Source organism: Polaromonas sp. P1_E3 (assembly GCF_056405935.1).
The window spans coordinates 1-17,007 of sequence record NZ_JBFUBD010000052.1; the positions used below are offsets into that span (position 1 = coordinate 1).

The 17,007-nt window shown below is 64.8% G+C and carries 15 protein-coding genes; 10 read left to right on the top strand and 5 right to left on the bottom strand.

Annotated elements, in window-relative coordinates:
• From AC1D0Z_RS09235 to AC1D0Z_RS09265, 7 genes are all read left to right on the top strand, one after another.
• Positions 1 to 345: carbonic anhydrase (locus AC1D0Z_RS09235; RefSeq protein WP_477657950.1), on the top strand; the 345-nt coding region annotated here is incomplete at its 5' end.
• Entirely contained in the window at positions 323 to 1,579 is a 1,257-nt protein-coding gene (locus AC1D0Z_RS09240; protein ID WP_477657951.1) for an NAD(P)H-dependent flavin oxidoreductase, read from the top strand. The genes AC1D0Z_RS09235 and AC1D0Z_RS09240, both read left to right, overlap by 23 nt.
• Positions 1,576 to 4,002: an adenosylcobalamin-dependent ribonucleoside-diphosphate reductase gene (locus AC1D0Z_RS09245; RefSeq protein ID WP_477657952.1), complete on the top strand. Its 2,427-nt coding sequence runs from the start codon at positions 1,576 to 1,578 to the stop codon at positions 4,000 to 4,002. The genes AC1D0Z_RS09240 and AC1D0Z_RS09245 overlap by 4 nt, the downstream gene beginning before the upstream one ends.
• Positions 3,999 to 5,321 carry an NnrS family protein gene (locus AC1D0Z_RS09250; protein WP_477657953.1) on the top strand — a complete coding sequence of 441 codons (1,323 nt, stop codon included), beginning with the start codon at positions 3,999 to 4,001 and terminating at the stop codon, positions 5,319 to 5,321. The genes AC1D0Z_RS09245 and AC1D0Z_RS09250 overlap by 4 nt, the downstream gene beginning before the upstream one ends.
• A gap of 10 nt (positions 5,322 to 5,331) precedes the next feature.
• Entirely contained in the window at positions 5,332 to 5,979 is a 648-nt protein-coding gene (locus AC1D0Z_RS09255) for a nitroreductase family protein (RefSeq protein ID WP_477657954.1), read from the top strand.
• A 42-nt stretch (positions 5,980 to 6,021) separates the two neighbouring features.
• The gene (locus AC1D0Z_RS09260) at positions 6,022 to 6,426 is read left to right on the top strand and encodes a ribonucleotide reductase subunit alpha (RefSeq protein WP_477657955.1); all 405 of its coding nucleotides are present in this window, start codon (positions 6,022 to 6,024) and stop codon (positions 6,424 to 6,426) included.
• 1 nt (position 6,427) lies between these two features.
• Positions 6,428 to 7,021 carry a hemerythrin domain-containing protein gene (locus tag AC1D0Z_RS09265; RefSeq protein ID WP_477657956.1) on the top strand — a complete coding sequence of 198 codons (594 nt, stop codon included), beginning with the start codon at positions 6,428 to 6,430 and terminating at the stop codon, positions 7,019 to 7,021.
• A gap of 237 nt (positions 7,022 to 7,258) precedes the next feature.
• Here AC1D0Z_RS09265 and AC1D0Z_RS09270 read toward each other — a convergent pair whose 3' ends face one another.
• From AC1D0Z_RS09270 to AC1D0Z_RS09290, 5 genes are all read right to left on the bottom strand, one after another.
• A complete protein-coding gene (locus AC1D0Z_RS09270) occupies positions 7,259 to 7,708 on the bottom strand; it encodes a universal stress protein (RefSeq protein ID WP_477657957.1) in 450 nt (149 codons plus the stop codon).
• On the bottom strand, positions 7,674 to 10,409 hold the full coding sequence (locus AC1D0Z_RS09275; RefSeq protein WP_477657958.1) for a bifunctional acetate--CoA ligase family protein/GNAT family N-acetyltransferase: 2,736 nt from the start codon (positions 10,407 to 10,409) through the stop codon (positions 7,674 to 7,676). Before AC1D0Z_RS09275 ends, AC1D0Z_RS09270 begins: the two co-directional genes overlap by 35 nt.
• A gap of 131 nt (positions 10,410 to 10,540) precedes the next feature.
• Entirely contained in the window at positions 10,541 to 11,071 is a 531-nt protein-coding gene (locus tag AC1D0Z_RS09280) for a flavodoxin family protein (protein WP_477657959.1), read from the bottom strand.
• Positions 11,072 to 11,183: 112 nt separating this feature from the next.
• Positions 11,184 to 13,778, bottom strand: a complete 2,595-nt coding sequence (locus AC1D0Z_RS09285) for a cation-translocating P-type ATPase (RefSeq protein ID WP_477657960.1) — start codon at positions 13,776 to 13,778, stop codon at positions 11,184 to 11,186.
• A 26-nt stretch (positions 13,779 to 13,804) separates the two neighbouring features.
• A complete protein-coding gene (locus AC1D0Z_RS09290; protein ID WP_477657961.1) occupies positions 13,805 to 14,413 on the bottom strand; it encodes a hypothetical protein in 609 nt (202 codons plus the stop codon).
• A 198-nt stretch (positions 14,414 to 14,611) separates the two neighbouring features.
• Here AC1D0Z_RS09290 and AC1D0Z_RS09295 point away from each other — a divergent pair, with 198 nt between their 5' ends.
• From AC1D0Z_RS09295 to AC1D0Z_RS09305, 3 genes are all read left to right on the top strand, one after another.
• Positions 14,612 to 15,007, top strand: a complete 396-nt coding sequence (locus tag AC1D0Z_RS09295; protein WP_477657962.1) for a TraR/DksA family transcriptional regulator — start codon at positions 14,612 to 14,614, stop codon at positions 15,005 to 15,007.
• Positions 15,008 to 15,078: 71 nt separating this feature from the next.
• On the top strand, positions 15,079 to 15,522 hold the full coding sequence (locus tag AC1D0Z_RS09300; RefSeq protein ID WP_477657963.1) for a universal stress protein: 444 nt from the start codon (positions 15,079 to 15,081) through the stop codon (positions 15,520 to 15,522).
• 243 nt (positions 15,523 to 15,765) lie between these two features.
• Positions 15,766 to 17,004, top strand: a complete 1,239-nt coding sequence (locus tag AC1D0Z_RS09305; protein ID WP_477657964.1) for a hypothetical protein — start codon at positions 15,766 to 15,768, stop codon at positions 17,002 to 17,004.
• The last annotated feature ends 3 nt before the right edge of the window (positions 17,005 to 17,007 follow it).

Below are 17,007 nucleotides of genomic sequence, written 5' to 3' on the forward strand. Positions count from 1 at the left end.
GCCTATGAAGGCGTGCCCGAAGAAGCGGTGGCCCTGCAAGCGTGGCTCAAACTGGCCAGCGAGGCCTTGCTGCCCGTGACCGCGAGCCCCGAGGCCCTGCGCCGCACCGAACAACGCGTTGTGGTGCTGCAACTGGAGCGCCTGATGGCCTATCCCATGGTGCGGCGCGAAGTCGAAAAAGGCGTATTGACATTGCATGGGTGGCATTACGTGATTGAGGACGGTGAAATCCACGTCTTTGATCTAAGACAAGGAAGCTTTGTACCCGCCGCGATAGCCTTTGACAGCGGCACTGGCCCGTACCAACCTTATGTGGAGCACGATGGACAAATCATCAGCAATTGACCTTGCCGCGAAGGCGAGCGTTAATCCGATCACGGCGGCAGCAGCGTTGCAGGCACTTGCCCACGATTCGGGCCTTCGGCCCTGGCGCATCGGCGGCAAGGCGCTGATCCCGGTGGTGCAGGGCGGGATGGGCGTATGTGTCTCCGCGGGTGGCTTGGCTGGCACGGTGGCCCGCCTGGGCGGCGTGGGCACGCTGTCGTCTGTGGACTTGCGGCGCCTGCATCCTGATCTGATGGCCAAAACACGCCACCTCGACAAGGAGCCCGATGCCCGTGCCTTGATCGATGCCGCCAATCTTGAGGCGCTTGACCGGGAAATTCGCCTGGCCCGCCAGCTGGCACAGGGCCGCGGCCTGATTGCCGTGAATGTCATGAAGGCACTCAACGCCTACGAAGACAATGTGAGCCAGGCACTGGCCAGCGGGGCCGATGCGCTGGTGGTCGGCGCCGGTTTGCCGCTTGATTTGCCGGATCTGGCGCGAGACTATCCCAACGCTGTGCTGATCCCCATTTTGTCGGACGCGCGTGGCGTGCAATTGCTGGTGCGCAAGTGGCAAAAAAAAGGGCGCCTGCCCGATGCCATCGTGATTGAGCACCCAGGCCTTGCGGGTGGCCATCTGGGCGCCGCCAAAGTTGCTGATCTGCATGACAAACGCTTCGATTTCGAAGTGGTCATTCCGCAGGTGCTGGAATTCTTCAAAGCGGCCGGCATTGAACGCGAGATTCCGCTGATTGCCGCTGGCGGCATCAACTGCAGGGACGACATCCTGCGCCTGCAAGCCCTGGGCGCTTCTGCCGTGCAACTGGGCACCGCCTTTGCCGTCACCAAGGAGTGCGATGCCGATCCTGCCTTCAAGAAGGTGCTGGCCGAGGCAAAACCGGAAGACCTGGTGGAGTTCATCAGTGTGGCCGGCTTGCCCGCCCGCGCTGTGCGAACGCCATGGCTGGACAAATACATGCGCCTGGAACCCCGGCTCCAGGCGGCGGCCCATGTCAAGGCCAAATGCAACATGTCGTTCGACTGCCTCGCCCACTGCGGCCTGCGCGATGGCGTGGCCGGCATGGGACAGTTCTGCATCGACCAGCAGCTTGGCCATGCCTTTGAGGGCGACGTCCGTAAAGGCCTTTTCTTCCGTGGTGCCGCCCGGCTGCCGTTTGGCGAACAAATCTGCTCAGTGCAAGAATTAATGCAATGGCTGCTCGGTGGAGTTCGGCCAGCAGGAGCACCAGCATGAAACGCGAACAATTCGGCCGGCCGCAGGACCTGACGGCCACCCAGCCCATCAGCCAGGACGTGCTGAAGGAAAAATACCTCAAGCCCGGCGAAACGGGCATGGAAGATATCTACCGGCGCGTGGCGCGCGCTCTGGCTTCGGTTGAAGCGGAGGCGGAGCGCGCCCAACACGAAGCGTTGTTCCTGGAGAACCTGCACGCGGGCGCGATCGGCGCAGGCCGCATCATGAGCGCAGCGGGCACCTCCATCCAGGCCACGCTGATCAACTGTTTTGTGCAACCCGTGGGTGACTGCATCCAGGGTGTTGACGACGGCGGCCACCCCGGCATCTACGAGGCTCTGCGCGAAGCGGCCGAAACCATGCGGCGCGGTGGCGGCGTGGGTTACGATTTTTCACGCATCAGGCCGCGCGGCGCCGAGGTCAAGGGCACCGCTTCCATGGCCTCCGGCCCCTGCAGCTACATCAACGTCTTTGACCAGTCTTGCTCCACCGTGGAGAGCGCGGGTTCACGGCGCGGCGCGCAGATGGGTGTGCTGCGCATMGATCACCCGGATGTGCACGAGTTCATCACCGCCAAGCGCACGCCTGGGCGCTGGAACAACTTCAACGTGTCGGTCGGCATGCCGGATACCTTCATGCACGCACTCGCCGAAGACCAGCCCTGGGAGCTGGTGCACAAGGCCAAACCCGGCGCCCCGTTGATGAAGCAGGGTGCGTTCCAGCGTGCCGATGGCCTGTGGGTCTACCAGACGGTAGCGGCACGCGAGTTGTGGGACACCGTGATGCGCTCGGCCTACGACTTCGCCGAGCCCGGCATCCTGTTCCTGGACCACATCAACCTGGACAACAACCTGCGGTATTGCGAAGACATCGCGGCGACCAATCCCTGCGGCGAGCAGCCGCTGCCTCCGTATGGATGCTGCGACCTCGGCCCCATCATCCTCACACGTTTTGTGCGCCACCCCTTCGGCTTTAACGGCGCGCCGGACTTTGATTTCGAGGCTTTCGAAAAATCGGTCGCGATCCAGGTGCGCGCGCTCGATAACGTGCTGGACGTGACCTTCTGGCCCTTGCCGCAGCAGCGGGTCGAGGCCGCCGCCAAGCGCCGCATCGGCGTCGGTTTCACGGGTCTGGGCAACACGCTGGCCATGCTTTGCCTGCGCTACGACGCGCCTGAGGGCCGGGAGATGGCTGCGCGKATTGCTGTGAGCATGCGCGATACAGCCTACGCTGCTTCGGTGGCACTCGCGAAGGAAAAAGGCGTGTTCCCGAAGTTCGACGCCGCGGGCTACCTCGCTCCCGGCACCTTTGCCAGCCGGCTTCCTACGGCCTTGCAGCAGGCCATACGCGCGAACGGCATACGCAACAGCCATTTGTTGTCGATTGCACCCACTGGCACGGTCAGCCTGGCGTTTGCCGACAACGCATCGAACGGCATCGAGCCCCCGTTCTCGTGGATGTACCGGCGCAAGAAACGCGAGTCCGACGGTAGCACCACCGAGTACGCAGTGGAAGACCATGCCTGGCGCCTGTACCGTGAACTCGGCGGGGATGTAGACAGGTTGCCCGGCTATTTTGTCTCGGCGCTCGAGATGTCGGCCGACAGCCACATCGGCATGATGGAAGCGGTGCAGCCCTTTGTGGACACGGCGATCTCCAAAACCGTCAACGTTCCGGCCGACTACGCCTACGAAGACTTCAAGGGCCTGTACCAGCAGGCCTGGCGCGCCAAGCTCAAAGGCCTTGCCACCTACCGGCCCAACGCCATCCTCGGTTCGGTACTGGAAACCCATGCAGACCCCGCAGCCATGCCGGCAGCTGCGCCCGCTGTGGACCCGATGCGCACAGTGATCGAAAGCCGTCCCAAGGGAGCCTTGTCCGCAGTGGCGGAAAAGGTGGATTACTGGACGCAGGAAGGGCGCAAGACGCTTTATATCGTGGTGTCCTTTCTACCCGTGCCGGCTGCCTTGGGCGAAGGCACGGTCGAGCGTGCCATCGAATTTTTCATGCCCGTGGGACAGAGCGGCGAGTCGCAGCAGTGGATCACTTCCAGCATGCGCATGCTTTCGCTGGCCGCGCGCGGTGGTTTTCTTGAGCGTGCGCTTAGCGACATGCGTAAGGTGGCCTGGGACCGCGGCCCGGTACGGCTGGGAACCTACGAGAAGGCCGACGGCACACACGTTCCGCTGTGGCACGACTCGGAAGTGGCAGCGATTGCCTATGCGGTGCAGAACATAATCGCGCGGCGCGTCCGGCACGGCGCTGCCGGCGCGGCACGCGTCCCGGAAACCCATGTCGACATGGCGCTCGCGCCGCCGGTGATGGCGGGCAAGAAGTGCAGCGAATGCGGTGCCCATGCCGTGATCCGCAAGGACGGCTGCGACTACTGCACCCAGTGTGGCCATCTGGGAGTGTGTGGATGAGCGAACGCCCGGTCATCGCCCTGCGGGTGAATTCGGCCAAGCCGACCGTCAGGGAGCGCGCCAGCGTAGACCGCCGTTGGCGGGCAGGCCACCTGCTGTTGGCTCCGCACCGGCTGGGGTTTTTCCTGGCCATGGTGATTCTCGTGACTGCCGGCGCCTGGTGGGCACTGGTGCAGCTGGACCGTGTCACCCCGGCGCTGAGTCTGCCTTATGCGCTGTCGCCTTCACTGGTGCACGGCGCGGTGATGACCTTCGGGTTTTTGCCGCTTTTCTTCTCGGGCTTTCTTTTTACTGCCGGACCCAAATGGCTGGGCGTGGCCCCGCCTGCGCCCCGGCAACTGCTGGCGCCTCTGCTGCTTCAGGTGACAGGCTGGCTGTTGTGTCTCGCCGGTGCGCACCTGCATGGCCTGACGGCCCTGGCCGGAATGGCTGTATCGGCCGTCGGCCTGACCTGGATGACCGCCCTGTTCTGGCAATTGCTCGGGCGCAGTGCGGTTGAAGACCAGGTGCATGCGCGTGCCATCGGCAATGCGTGCATCGTGGGCTGCATGGCGCTGGCGACACTTCCGCTCAGCCTGTTGCTGGGGGCGCCTGCCGTTGCGCGCGCCTGCGTGCTCACAGGTTTGTGGGGTTTTGTGGTCGTGGTGTATGTCTCGGTGGCGCACCGTATGATTCCTTTTTTCACTTCCAGTGCCTTGCCTTTCATCAACGCCTGGCGGCCGTTCTGGGTGTTGTGGTTCATGCTGTCGGTGGCTGCCGTCGAGGTGGCCGCGGTATGGATCGAGCTGGATGGCAGTCCGCAGGGTGGCGTTGGCACGGCCTGGACTGCGCTGCGCGGTGTTTTCGAGCTGGCCGCCGGGGGGGTGTTCATCTGGTTGGCGGTGGTGTGGGGTGTGATGCAAAGCCTGAAGAACCGGCTGCTTGCCATGCTGCATATTGGCTTTCTCTGGTTTGGCTTGGCCCTCGTGTTGGGTGGTGCGGCGCATCTGCTTGGCCTGGCGCAGGACACTCCCGTTCTGGCGCTTGCCGCACTGCACGCTTTGACCATGGGCTGCCTGGCCTCACTGATGCTGGCCATGGTGACACGCGTGTCCTGCGGCCACAGCGGGCGCGCGCTGGTAGCGGACCGGCTGGTATGGTCCCTTTTCCTCCTGCTTCAGGCGGCGACCTTGCTGCGCATTGGGGCGGCCGCGCAAAGCCCCTTTGCCGCATGGCTGCTGCTGGCGGCGGTGCTGTTGTGGGCTGGTGTCATGGGTGTGTGGGGTATGCGCCTGGGCAACTGGTACGGCCGCCTGCGCGCCGACGGGCGTCCTGGCTAAAAGAGAATTGATGAACCTGCTTGCCTTTCCTGTTCAAGCTCCCGCAGTCGCCGCGGCTGACGCTGATCCGGCGCAGCTGGCTGCAGCCCTCATGCAGTCGCGCCAGACCATTTTGCCGAAGCGGCTGCTGGCACCCGGCCCCGATGCGAAGCAGCTCGACATGATTCTGCGTGCCGCCGCCACGGCGCCCGACCACGGGCAGCTTCTTCCCTGGCGTTTTGTGCTGGTGCCGCAAGAAGCGCGCGCACGGCTGGCGGCAGTCTTCGGCGCGGCGCTGGTCGAGCGCGACGCAGAGGCCACCCCGGAGCAGGTCGCGCAGGCGCGCGAAAAAGCGCATCGCGCTCCCTTGCTCATGCTGGTGGTGGTTGATGGCGCGAGTGGTGATACTGGGATCGACCTGGCCGAACGCGTGGTCTCGGCTGGCTGTGCAGTGCAGAACATGCTGCTCATGGCCACGGCCCTGGGGTATGGTTCGTCACTGACCAGCGGCAAGGCACTGAAGTCCGAAGGGTTGCGCCAGCTGTTCGGCCTGACGGGCGGCGAACATGCCCTGTGTTTTGTTAGCGTCGGCACGATCCAGTCGCGCAAGCCTGCCCGCCTGAGGCCGGTGCCGGCTGATTTTGTAAGCAGCCTTTCTGCCGGCGCCGCAGCGGCGTGAGCGTCAGCGAACCCTTTTTAATTCCTGTGACTGGATGAAGCGATGGATATTCTGAGTTTTGACGACCTGCTGCAGGCCGCACGCGCACAACCTGAGCCGCAGCGCCTGCTGTTTGTATTTACTGGTGTCGAACTGCCCGAGGACAGCACGCCGGTGCAGCGCGCACGGTTTGAGGCCGGCCAGGGCGGTGCGCTGGTCCCGCTGATGTGTGTGGACAAGCGCCCGGAGGAACTGAGCTCGTTTGCCGCACTGGTGCAGGAGTCCCGCCAGTTCGGCCACAACTGGGGCCTGGTGTTTGCCGCAGCCATGTCAGGCTCGGTGAACCGTGCACCGACCACCGAAGACGCCGAGGAGCCGTTGCAGCGCATGGTTGAGTCCATCAAGCAGGGCAAGATCGGCGCTTTTATTCCGTTTGACCCGCAGGGCCAACCGGTGCAGTTCGGCTGACATGGGCGTGGCGCGCCGGGCTGCGCAGCCTGCGTCCCTGCCCGGTGTGCGCGCACCGGGCGCCGGGTTCGAGGCGCCTTTCGACATGCTGGCGGCCTGCCACGAGCGGGTGGAGCGCATGCTCGCGCTGCTGGCGCGCCTGCAGCAGCACCTACTTGAACACGGGCGCGACGATTCGGCCCGCCAGGCGGCGCGTGACGTGATGCGTTACTTTGACCTTGCCGCACCGCTGCATCACCAGGACGAAGAGCTGCATGTGTTCCCGCCGTTGCTCGCAGGGCCGGACCCTCGCTTGCGCCTGTTGGTTGAGCGTTTGTTACTGGACCACCGGACCATGGAGGCCGCGTGGCCTGAGGCGCGCAAAGTGCTAAACATGATCGCTGAGAGTTCGGCGGCAAACTGGAATCCATTGACACCAACACAGACTACCGCATTAACCCATTTTGGGGCGCTTTACGAAAGACACCTGGCGGACGAGAACGACTTGGCCTATCCGGCAGCGCATGCATTATTGACAGGGGAAGCGCTTCAGACCATGAGCCAGGACATGATGGAACGCCGTGGAGTCGGAAGTACAAGTCGCTCCGTGAAGTGAATTTCAGATGAGCTTTAGAGGGTTGGAAGCTTCATTCAGTAGACCCAGCTCACGCAAGGCCCGGCGAAGGCAAGGTGCGCACCACTTTTACCGAAGACCGGCTGGACAATATCAATGAGGTGCTGGAGCGCATGCGCGGCGGCGCGATAGAGGGCCGCGTCGTGATGCGCATCAGCGGCGACTGAACACCGTATCACACGCAAGGTCACGGAAAACCGGGAGCCAGGGCAGCCGGCGTCAACCCCTCACCACCAGCACCGGAACAGGTGCATGTCGCACGATCTGTTCGGCGTCGCTGCCCATCAGGACGCGGTTCAGGCCGCGGCGACCGTGCGAGCCCAGCACGATCATGTCGGCGCGGACCTCCCGGGCGTGTTCCGCCACCACATCGCAAAGACGATCGGCGCCTGATTCCAGCAGCACGCTGTCGCACACTACGCCCTTTACCTCGGCCAAGCTACGCATCTGCGCCAACAGCCTTTCCCCGTCGGCGCGCATAAAGGGAAGCGTCTGTTCGTAATAGGCCTTGGCCGTCTCGAAGCCGTTGACGTAATCGAGCTGATCGATCACGTAAAGCAGCCGCAGGCGGGCCCCGTTCAGCCGCGCCAGTTCAATCGCGGCCTCCAGCGCCTTGACAGAAGTCTGGCTGCCGTCAACCGGCGCAAGTATTTGCTTTAGTGAGCCCACGTATAACTCCTGGCGCTGTTGGCGCGGTTGGGGATGGGTTCAATGCGAGCCGCATTGAAAAAGTGTCTGAACTGTTGTCGATGGCGACTTCGAAGCCGGCCGAACGTGCCAGCGCTGCCATGGCGGCGTTCTCGCGCAGGCACTGCCCGGCCACCTCCTTTGTGCCGTGCTCGCGCAGGTAGCCGAGCAGCTTGTCCAGGAGCACTCGGCCAAGCCCTTTTCCCTGCCACGGTGCGGCGACCTGGATCGCGAACTCCGCGCGTTCGTTGTCTGGGTCGCAGACGGCGCGTACTTCCCCCACCATCTCCGGCTCGCCATCGGCCGGTGCCGGCACCGCGATCAAAGTCATTTCGCGGTCGTAGTCGATCTGGCTGTAGCGGGCCAGTTCCGAATGCGGCACCTCGCGGCGCGACATGAAGAACCGCAGGCGCATGTCGGCCGAGGTGGCTCGCGCGTAAAAAGCGGCCAGCCGTCGGCCGTCTTCGGGCCGGATAGGTCGCAGCAAAAGCTTGATGTGGTTGAGCTTGACCTCTGTTTCGAGCTCCGCCGGGTAAGGGCTGACGGAGGGCGGTAATGGCGCGGCGCCGGGGGCGCGAAGGCCTATACGGGCATCCAGCGCCAATACGCCGTGTTCGTCCACCAGCAAGGGATTGATGTCGAGCTCGGCGAGCAGGGGCTGGTCGCACGCCAGCCGTGAAACCTTCTGGAGCACGTCGCGCACAGCGGTGGTGTCGGCCGGCTTGGCTCCCCGGTAGCCGCCCAGCAGCGTGTCCATGCCGGCGCGCGATACCAGGTCCTTCGCGAGCGCGTCGTTGACGGGCGCCAGGGCGACGGCGTGGCGCGCATGAAGTTCGACCGCCGTCCCGCCCTCGCCGAACAGGATCACTGGCCCGAACACCGGGTCGGTGGCAATGCCCGCGATCAGCTCCAGCGCACCGGGCCTGGCGGCCATGGGCTGTACGGCGAAGCCCTGCAGCGCCGCATGCGACGCCCGCCGCGCCAGGCTTTCGCCCATGCGCGACACCGCCGCGCGCACCTCATCGGCGGAGGTTAGCCCGATCTCGACACCACCGACATCCGACTTGTGGACGACGTCGGCGGACATGACCTTCAGGGCCACCGGGAAACCCATGCGCTGCGCGAGCGCCGCGGCCTCGTTTGCGTTCCGGGCCCGCTCGACCGGCAAGGCGGCAATGCCATAAGCCTGCAGGACCTGCTGGACCTGTACGGCGTCCAGCCAGCGTTGACCGGCGGCCGCGGCCTGTTGAAGTATTTCGCGCGCTCGCGGCGTGTCCGTCGCGCCGGCCTGCCCGCCCAGGCCCRGCAACTCGCGCAATGCCGCTTGGTTGTCGGCGTAGGCCGCGAGTTGCAGCCACGCCTTGACACTCCGCTCCGGGGTGTCGAAGCATGGCACGCCAGCGGCCGAAAACGCGGCACGGGCGGCCGCCACCGAGGGCGCGCCCAGCCAGCATGACAGCACGGGTTTGCGGCGCGTGATCAAGGGCAGGCAGGCCGCAGCGATGTCGGACGCCGGCACGATGGCCGTGGGTGCGTGCATGAACAGCACGCCGTCAACTTCCGGCGCCGCCAGCAGGATGCGCAGCGCGTCCTGGTAACGCGACACCGGCGCATCACCCACGATGTCCACGGGATTGCCATGGGACCAGGCCGGAGGCAGGCAGGCGTCGAGCGCGGCCAACGTATTTGGCGCGAGTTCTGCCAGCTTGCCGCCGCCCAGTGCCAGCGCATCGGCCGCCAGCACGCCGGCGCCCCCGCCATTTGTCAGGATGACAAGCCTGTCGCCAAGCCAGGCCTGCCTGTGCGCCAGGGTTTCGGCCGCGCCGAACAGGTCCTCCAGCGTGTCCACGCGCAGCATGCCGGCGCGCCGCACTGCCGCATCGAACACCAGGTCCGACCCGGCGAGCGCCCCGGTATGCGAGGCGGCCGCGCGTGCGCCAGCGGGCGCGCGCCCTCCCTTGACGACAATCACCGGTTTGTTGCGCGCCGCGGCGCGCGCGGCCGACATGAACTTTCGGGCCGACGTGACCGACTCCATGTACATCAAGATGGCACGGGTTCCGGGGTCGCTGCCGAGGTAGTCGAGCACGTCGCCGAAATCCACGTCGGCGACATCGCCCAGCGAGATGAAATGCGAAAACCCAATGCCCCGGCCGTTGGCCCAGTCGAGCATGGCCGTGGCCAGCGCACCCGATTGGGTGACGAAGGCGATGTTGCCGGGCAAGGCCTTGCCGGGCGCGAAGGTGGCGTTCAGCCCTATTCCAGGCACCAGGATGCCCAGGCAGTTCGGCCCGGCGATGCGCAGCAGGTGCGGCCGTGCGGCGTCGAGCATGGCGCTCTCCCAGGTCCCGCCCTCCTCCCGTGCCTGCCGCAGGCCTGCGGACATGACAATCGCCGCACGCGTGCCGCGCCTGCCCAGTTCCGCGACGATACCGGGAACCCTTGCGGCCGCCGTGCAGATGACCGCCAGGTCGGGCGTGCCCGGCAGGGACGCCACGTCAAGCCAGGCCTGCTCCCCGCCTATGTGCGCGTGATTCGGGTTGACCGGCCAGAGCGGGCCTTTGAAGCCGCCCGCCTTCAGGTTACGCAGGACCACTGCGCCCACGCTGTTCGGGCGATCAGACGCGCCGATCAAGGCGACCGAACGGGGCTGAAACAACGCTTCCAGGTTTCGCACGCTCATGGCTGGCTCCAAAGCAGCATGGCCGGCGCCATGCGATACGCCCGATCAATGCGTATCGCGGTGCGCATATGCGCATGGTCCGGTTTTCGATAGGTTAAAAAGCGGCAGGCTCGGGGAGGTAAGGAGCGCACTTACACCGCACTAGGCGACAAGTCCGTCGGCCGCACGGTTTCCTCGTTCTTCGCGTAGTCCCGGACCGCACTGCCGAACACCTCAAGGCCGGACGAATAGCTGCCGTCGTCCACTTCGCGCGCGGTGAACGAGGTCGACAGGATGGGCGGACGGCCCAGTATCCGGTCAATCTCGGCGAAGGCATTGGTGGCGCCCTTGCCGCCCATCACCGAGATGACGGCTACCTGCTTGAGGCAGGGAGCACGGTCGCGAACAAAGCTGCGCATAGGCCCGGCCAGCTCGGCAACCCAGATGGGTGCTATCAGCACCACCGTCTCAAAGCCGCGCGGGTCGGGTCCGTCGTATCGGATCTCGGGATGGCGCCTGAGCAGCGAGTCCAGTACGCAGCGCAGCATGCCGGCAGTTCCCGCGCGTGAGCGCGTTTCGCGCACCTCGCCTCGCTGCCATTGGAACTTGCTGGCCAAAAGATCGGCCACGCGCCGCGATGTCCCGGTGTTGGAATAACAAACGATGAGTGTTTTGTCGGACATGGTTTTTGCTCCTTGTAAGGTTGCGCAACAAGCTGCGGTCGGTCGGACGCTGCGCACGCGCCGGCAACCAGCGAAGGGTATGGCCGGCGACGGGTTCACCCCTTGACCTACATCAAGGGCGGCTGTCTTGCCTGGAGCGCCTGCGTTCGGCAGCTCCCTTCGAAGCCGCCGAAACATAGCGCAAGGCCAGCAGCCACACCGTCATGGCACCCAGGATAAGCAACAGCCCGGCCGCGTCCTGCCCGGACGGCGCCACAAAGCCCATCACCCCGCGCAACCAGGGCTGCCACAGCACAAGCGAAAGCAGCACCGCGACGGCGGCGGCCAGACGCGGGAGCCAGGGATTCCTGAGGATATTTACCGAATGGCGATGGACCAGCACCAGCAGAAACAGACCTGCGACCAGGCTCGCGAAAAGCGCCGTGCGGATCTCGGGCGCGGGCCAGCCCTGCCCCAGCATCCAGCCGTTGGCCGCGAGCAGCGCCAATGCCAAGCCGACGCCCTGCAACAGGCCGTAGGCCATGTTGCGCAAGGCGAACGGCGAATCCGTGGCGAGCCTGGGCGGGCGTCGCATCAACGCCGGATCTGCCGGCTGCGCTTCAAACAATATCGAGCACGCCGGATCGATGATGAGTTCGAGCAGAATGATCTGCGCGGGCAGCAGGAGCACAGGCCAGCGAAGCAAGGCTGGTACCAATGCGAGCGCAACGATGGGCACGTGCACCGCGAAGATGAAGYGCACCGCACTGCGAATGTTGTCGTCGACGTGACGCCCCTGGCGGATGGCGTTCGCAATACTGGCAAAGCTGTCGTCCAGCAGCACCAGGGCCGCGGCTTCGCGTGCCACGTCGGTCCCGCGCTCGCCCATGGCGATGCCGGCATCGGCAGCCTTGAGCGCTGGCGCATCGTTGACGCCGTCGCCTGTCATGCCCACCGTCGCACCGTCGGCCTGCAGCGCGCGCACCAGCCGCAGCTTCTGCTCGGGCCTGAGCCGCGCACAGATGGCGGTGGTTCTCAAGCTAGCCCGCAATGAAACATCGCCAAGCCTATCGATGTCTGTGCCGGTCAGCACGTCGGAGGGATTCGGCAGGCCCGCCTGCCGGGCAATCGCGCTGGCCGTCACCGGGTGGTCTCCCGTCATCATGATCACACGTATGCCCGCCTCGCGGCAATCCTGGACGGCTTGCGGCACTGAAGGCCGCAGCGGGTCGGCCAGGCCCAGCAGGCCGGCAAAGCGCAGCGTGAAGTCCCGCTGGCCTGCGGGCAATCCGGCGCCCCGCCACTCGCCGCGGGCCACGCCGAGGACGCGCAGGCCCCTGGCGGCCATCTCCTGCACCTGCGATTGCACCGCCTCGCGTTGAGGCCCTTGAAGACGGCACAGGTCCATGACCGTCTCCGGCGCGCCTTTGGTCGCCAGCAAATAGCATCCCGGCACTTCGCCGCCATAGGCGTGGGTGACGGCCAGGAGTTGCGGTGCGAGCGGATATTGCCGCGCCGGCTCGATGCCCAGGCGCGCGCTCGAGTCCGGGCCCAGGCGGGCGTCCCCGACGGCGCGAATGGCTTTTTCCATCGGATCGAACGGTTTCAGCGGCGTGGCCAGCATCGCGCATTCGAGCAGTTCCTTAAGCGCGGGGGGAAGCGGCGCGTCGCCGTCCGCCAGGAACACGGCATCCGCACCCACCACCTCTACGAGCGCCATGCGGTTCTGCGTCAGGGTTCCGGTTTTGTCCACGGCCAATACCGTGATCGCGCCCAGCACCTCAATCGCGTCGACCCGGCGTGTCAGGACTTTCTGCCGGGACATCCGCCAGGCCGCCAGTGCCATGAACACCGCGAGAACGACGGGAATCTCCTCCGGCAGCACCGCCATCGCAAAGGCGATCGCCGGTAGCAGGCTGGCGACAAAGCCGTGGCCGTCCCTGAGCCAGCCCAGCAAGACCAGCATCGCGGCCACCRCCAGCCCGGCACCGGCGAATCCCCGCACGATACGCCTCGACTGCCGGTACAACTTGGAGGCCGGGGCCTGTGTCGTTGCCAACGCCGTGCCGATGCGACCCATCGCGGTCCGGCCCGCGGTGGCGTGCACCCGGGCTAGGCCCGTGCCCTGCGTGATCACGGTGCCGGCGTAAACCAGTGCGCTGCTCTCGCCTTCGGGGTCGGGGGCGGAGTAGTGCGCCTTTGCATCCTGCGCGAGCTTGGGCCGTGGCACGGATTCGCCGGTCAGCAGGGATTCGTCGGCTTCGAGGGCGCCCTCCAGCAAGTCGGCATCGGCGGCGATGCGGTCGCCTTCGCGCAGCACCAGGGCATCTCCGCGAACCACCTCGCGGCTGGCGATGCGAAGCTCCCTGCCGTCCCGGAGGACCAGCGCGCGCGGTGCCGACAGCTCGCGCAGGGCCTCCAGCGCGCGTTGCGTTTTACGTTCCTGGAACAGCGTCAGCGCAACAATCAGCAAGACCGAGGCGAGCAAAAAAGTAGCCTCGGCCGTATCGCCCAGCAGCAGGTAACTCGTGCCCGCCGCCAGCAGCATCAAGAACATGGGCTCCTTGACGACATCCAGGGCGATCCGCGCAAAGCTTTGCGGCTCACTTCCGGGTAACAGGTTGGGCCCATCAGCCAGCAACCGCGCAGCGGCCTCTTCACTGCTCAGGCCTTGAGCCGAAGGCAGCGCATTCTGCGAAAGCTCGTCGGTCCGGGCTGCGGTGCTCATAGTTCCAGCGGGATGCGTGCAGCCCGTCACTTATTCTTTGAACCTGAATCCGCGCCTTTGTCCGCCGCCTGCTTGCCGGCCTCAGCCGACTCCTGTGCAGCTTTGTCCGCACTTTTCAAGGCATCCTGGGTTGCCTTCATGGCCTTCTGCGTTTGCTCTTGGTCGGATTGACCGGCCTTGCGCAGCGCTTCCTCGGCACGCCCCGACGCCGCGCGCACGGCAGATGCGGCGCGCCTGGCAGCCTCGGCGGCCTTCGCCGTCAGCTTTTTCATGTCGTCGGTGGCCGCGACGGCGGCCTGCTCGGCTTTCTCACGGGCCTTTCTTGCCGCTTCGTCCGCTTTGAGCGCCTGCTCGCGGATATTCGCGGCTGTCCGCTTCGAGACGTCCTGGGCGGCCGTCTCGGCCAGCTGCAGCGTGAGTTTGACCAGGTCGGCCGCCGCGCGGGCGGAATCGGCGGCCTCCTGCGCGGCCTTTTGCGCGACCGCCTTTGAGCGCGCGGCCACGCCCGTCGGCGCGCTGGACGCCCCTGCCGGGGGCTGGACCGTTTCAGGGGCTTTCGCCATGGCGTCGCCCGCCGCGTAGCCTGCGGCGCATGTGACAAAGGCCGCAGTGATCACAAAAGTTTTGGTGTTCATGGTCTACCTTTCAACATAGTTGGAGGTATCCATGATGGCCAGGCCGGGTGGCAAGGTGTTGACCTAGCGCAAGCGTTACGCACCTTGACCGTACGCAGGTTGGTCCAGCTTGCGCAAGATCAATACCGGCTTGCTAAAGCGCCGTGAAAATCGCAGCTCAAGCAAATCCAAGCTCATACACTTATTTCAGGCATCCCAATGACGCACTACGAAAATTCATTCGCGGAACAGTTCGACAAGCTCCTGGCCTCACGCGAGGCCGAACTCAGAGCAGCCCTGGACGCAGGCAACAAACGCGAACTTGCCGATGACCAGCCCGGCAACGGGGAGGTGCGGGACTTCAAGGACCTGGCCGAGCGGGAATCGGAATCCGACATGGCGGCGCTGGACGCGGAGCGCATCGCGACGGAACTTTCCCAGGTCCTCGCAGCCCGCCGTCGCTTGGGAGAGGGGAAATTTGGCCGGTGCGAAGAATGCGGCAAGCCAATGGACTTGCACCGCCTGGAAGCGCTGCCGGCCGCGGCGCTCTGCGTGGCCTGCCAGGCAGCAGGCGAGCAAGCGCAAGGCGCGCACCGCCAATCCACCCACTCTTGATCGGCATCAACACATCGTCCCCAAAAAATCGCCACCACGAATGATGTTTCAACCCCAAATAGGTACTCATCATGTTCAAGCGAATCCTGATCCCCGTGGACGGCAGCGACACCTCCACCAAAGCCCTGGTCGCCGGCCTGCAGATGGCGCGCGAGACCAGCGCCAGCGTGCGCTTGGTGCATGCCGTCAATGAAATGGCTTATTTGGGCGGCATAGACCCCTATGGCACGTACTCGGCCGATCTGGCCGGCATGATGCGCGAAGGCGGGGCCAAGGTATTGACCGACGCCATGGCCGTCGCCCAGTCGGCCGGCATCGAAGCCAGCCAGGCGATGCTCGATGAGCCCGGCCAGCGCCTGGGCGAATCCGTGGCCGAAGCCGCCAAACTCTGGGGCGCCGACCTCGTGGTGGTTGGCTCGCACGGCCGGCGTGGCATCGGGCGGGTGCTGCTGGGCAGCGGTGCGGAGCAGATATTGAGAGCGGCGCCTGTACCGGTGCTGGTGATGCGTAGCTGAGCTGCGAAAAACGACAACCACCCAGCAGAGGCTTCTTGAACTGGGACGTGGCAAGGGGCAAAATCGGTGTTGGTTATTGTGAGTGACGAGCTTCAGGTCGCCCCCGGTCAGAGCCTTATTTTCGCGGGTAGCTGGCACCTGACGACCCGCTGACGCGTTCGGCGATTAAGTGCATCCTGTTGTACTTTCCCGAGACCGATCTGTCCGAGCGAAATAAACGTTGCCTGTATTTGGAGGCCCGCCATGCCTGTCCAGGTTGACAATGACACGCTTGATTTGAAATTCGAAGTCCTGTGGCCGCGCTCGTTGCTGGGCGCCGATGGGAAGTGGCGGCACCACGGACCTAATAATTACGGGGTTGAGGACGATGCCGGCGCAGTGAGGGCCTGGCTGGAGAGCCAGCAGAGCCGCGTGACAAAGAGCACCTTGGACACCTATACCTACGATGTCGAAAAACTGGTCTTCTGGGCTATTGCAATACGGCTCAAAGCGTTGTCTTCGCTTGAACCTGACGACCTGATAGCGTTCAAAAGTTTTTTGATGAATCCGCCCTCTAACTGGGTGGAACGTTGTCCGTTTTTGCGGGCCGCGCCGCAATGGCGGCCGTTTCGCCAGCCCCTTTCCGACAGCAGCGCCCTGCGCGCCATTCACGTTACCTTGAAAATGTATGCGGACTGGTGGAAAGCAGCGTATCTGACACAGGACCCCATGCTGCGGCATCGTCTGGCTATTCAGGGCCCTCCAACTGAACTGAAGCTCCACTACTGGCTCACCCGCCGTCACTGGGTCATCATCCTCAAGGAACTCGATCGCAGGCCCCCTCTTCCCAGGCAACGACTCCTGAGGGCATCACTTCTCCTGCTGCAAAGGGCCGGGGTCAACTGCCGTGAGGCCGTGGAGCTCTTTTATGGCGACCTGGCAGCCTCCGGCAAGCAATGGACCACCAGCCTGCCACCGCGAAAGGGCCGCGTTGAAACTGAGATCGTGCTTGACGAAGTCGTCATACAGGCATTGCTGGCTCATCACCAGGACAGGCTGACGTATGTGGCCGAGGGTCGGTTGGCCCGGTTTGCCGACCTGCCGCCGGCAAACACCCCGCTGCTGAGCGTTTTCGAAGTAGGCGTGATTCGGGATGTCGAACCCGCAATGCCGCAGCGGGCTGTTGAAAAAATGACTCAGCCGAAGTTAATAGGCGACCGGGATGCGACATCCATCCGCAACCTAATCATGGCGTTCCTGGAGGAGGTGGCACTTCATCCGGACCTGTCCGGGCAGGAGGAAAAATTCCTCACCAGCGCGGCCCATTGGCTGCGTGACCCGGCCAGGCAAACCGAGACGATCCGCCGGGACGTTCTCATAAAGAAACACATGGGAATCGCCTGCCGCGAGGTGGTGGATGATCCGGAGGTGGAGCGCAATGAGCTTTACGCCCTGCTCAACCGAAAACCGCGGCCCTTCCCAGATTCCAGCGGCCCTCAGTGAGCT

Bases quoted from the DNA above. Each gene is read 5' to 3' on its own strand.
- AC1D0Z_RS09265 (WP_477657956.1), top strand. From the start codon at position 6,428: ATGGGCGTGGCGCGCCGGGCTGCGCAGCCTGCGTCCCTGCCCGGTGTG.
- AC1D0Z_RS09250 (WP_477657953.1), top strand. From the start codon at position 3,999: ATGAGCGAACGCCCGGTCATCGCCCTGCGGGTGAATTCGGCCAAGCCG.
- AC1D0Z_RS09295 (WP_477657962.1), top strand. From the start codon at position 14,612: ATGACGCACTACGAAAATTCATTCGCGGAACAGTTCGACAAGCTCCTG.
- AC1D0Z_RS09255 (WP_477657954.1), top strand. From the start codon at position 5,332: ATGAACCTGCTTGCCTTTCCTGTTCAAGCTCCCGCAGTCGCCGCGGCT.
- AC1D0Z_RS09240 (WP_477657951.1), top strand. From the start codon at position 323: ATGGACAAATCATCAGCAATTGACCTTGCCGCGAAGGCGAGCGTTAAT.
- AC1D0Z_RS09305 (WP_477657964.1), top strand. From the start codon at position 15,766: ATGCCTGTCCAGGTTGACAATGACACGCTTGATTTGAAATTCGAAGTC.
- AC1D0Z_RS09280 (WP_477657959.1), bottom strand. From the start codon at position 11,071: ATGTCCGACAAAACACTCATCGTTTGTTATTCCAACACCGGGACATCG.
- AC1D0Z_RS09290 (WP_477657961.1), bottom strand. From the start codon at position 14,413: ATGAACACCAAAACTTTTGTGATCACTGCGGCCTTTGTCACATGCGCC.
- AC1D0Z_RS09300 (WP_477657963.1), top strand. From the start codon at position 15,079: ATGTTCAAGCGAATCCTGATCCCCGTGGACGGCAGCGACACCTCCACC.
- AC1D0Z_RS09260 (WP_477657955.1), top strand. From the start codon at position 6,022: ATGGATATTCTGAGTTTTGACGACCTGCTGCAGGCCGCACGCGCACAA.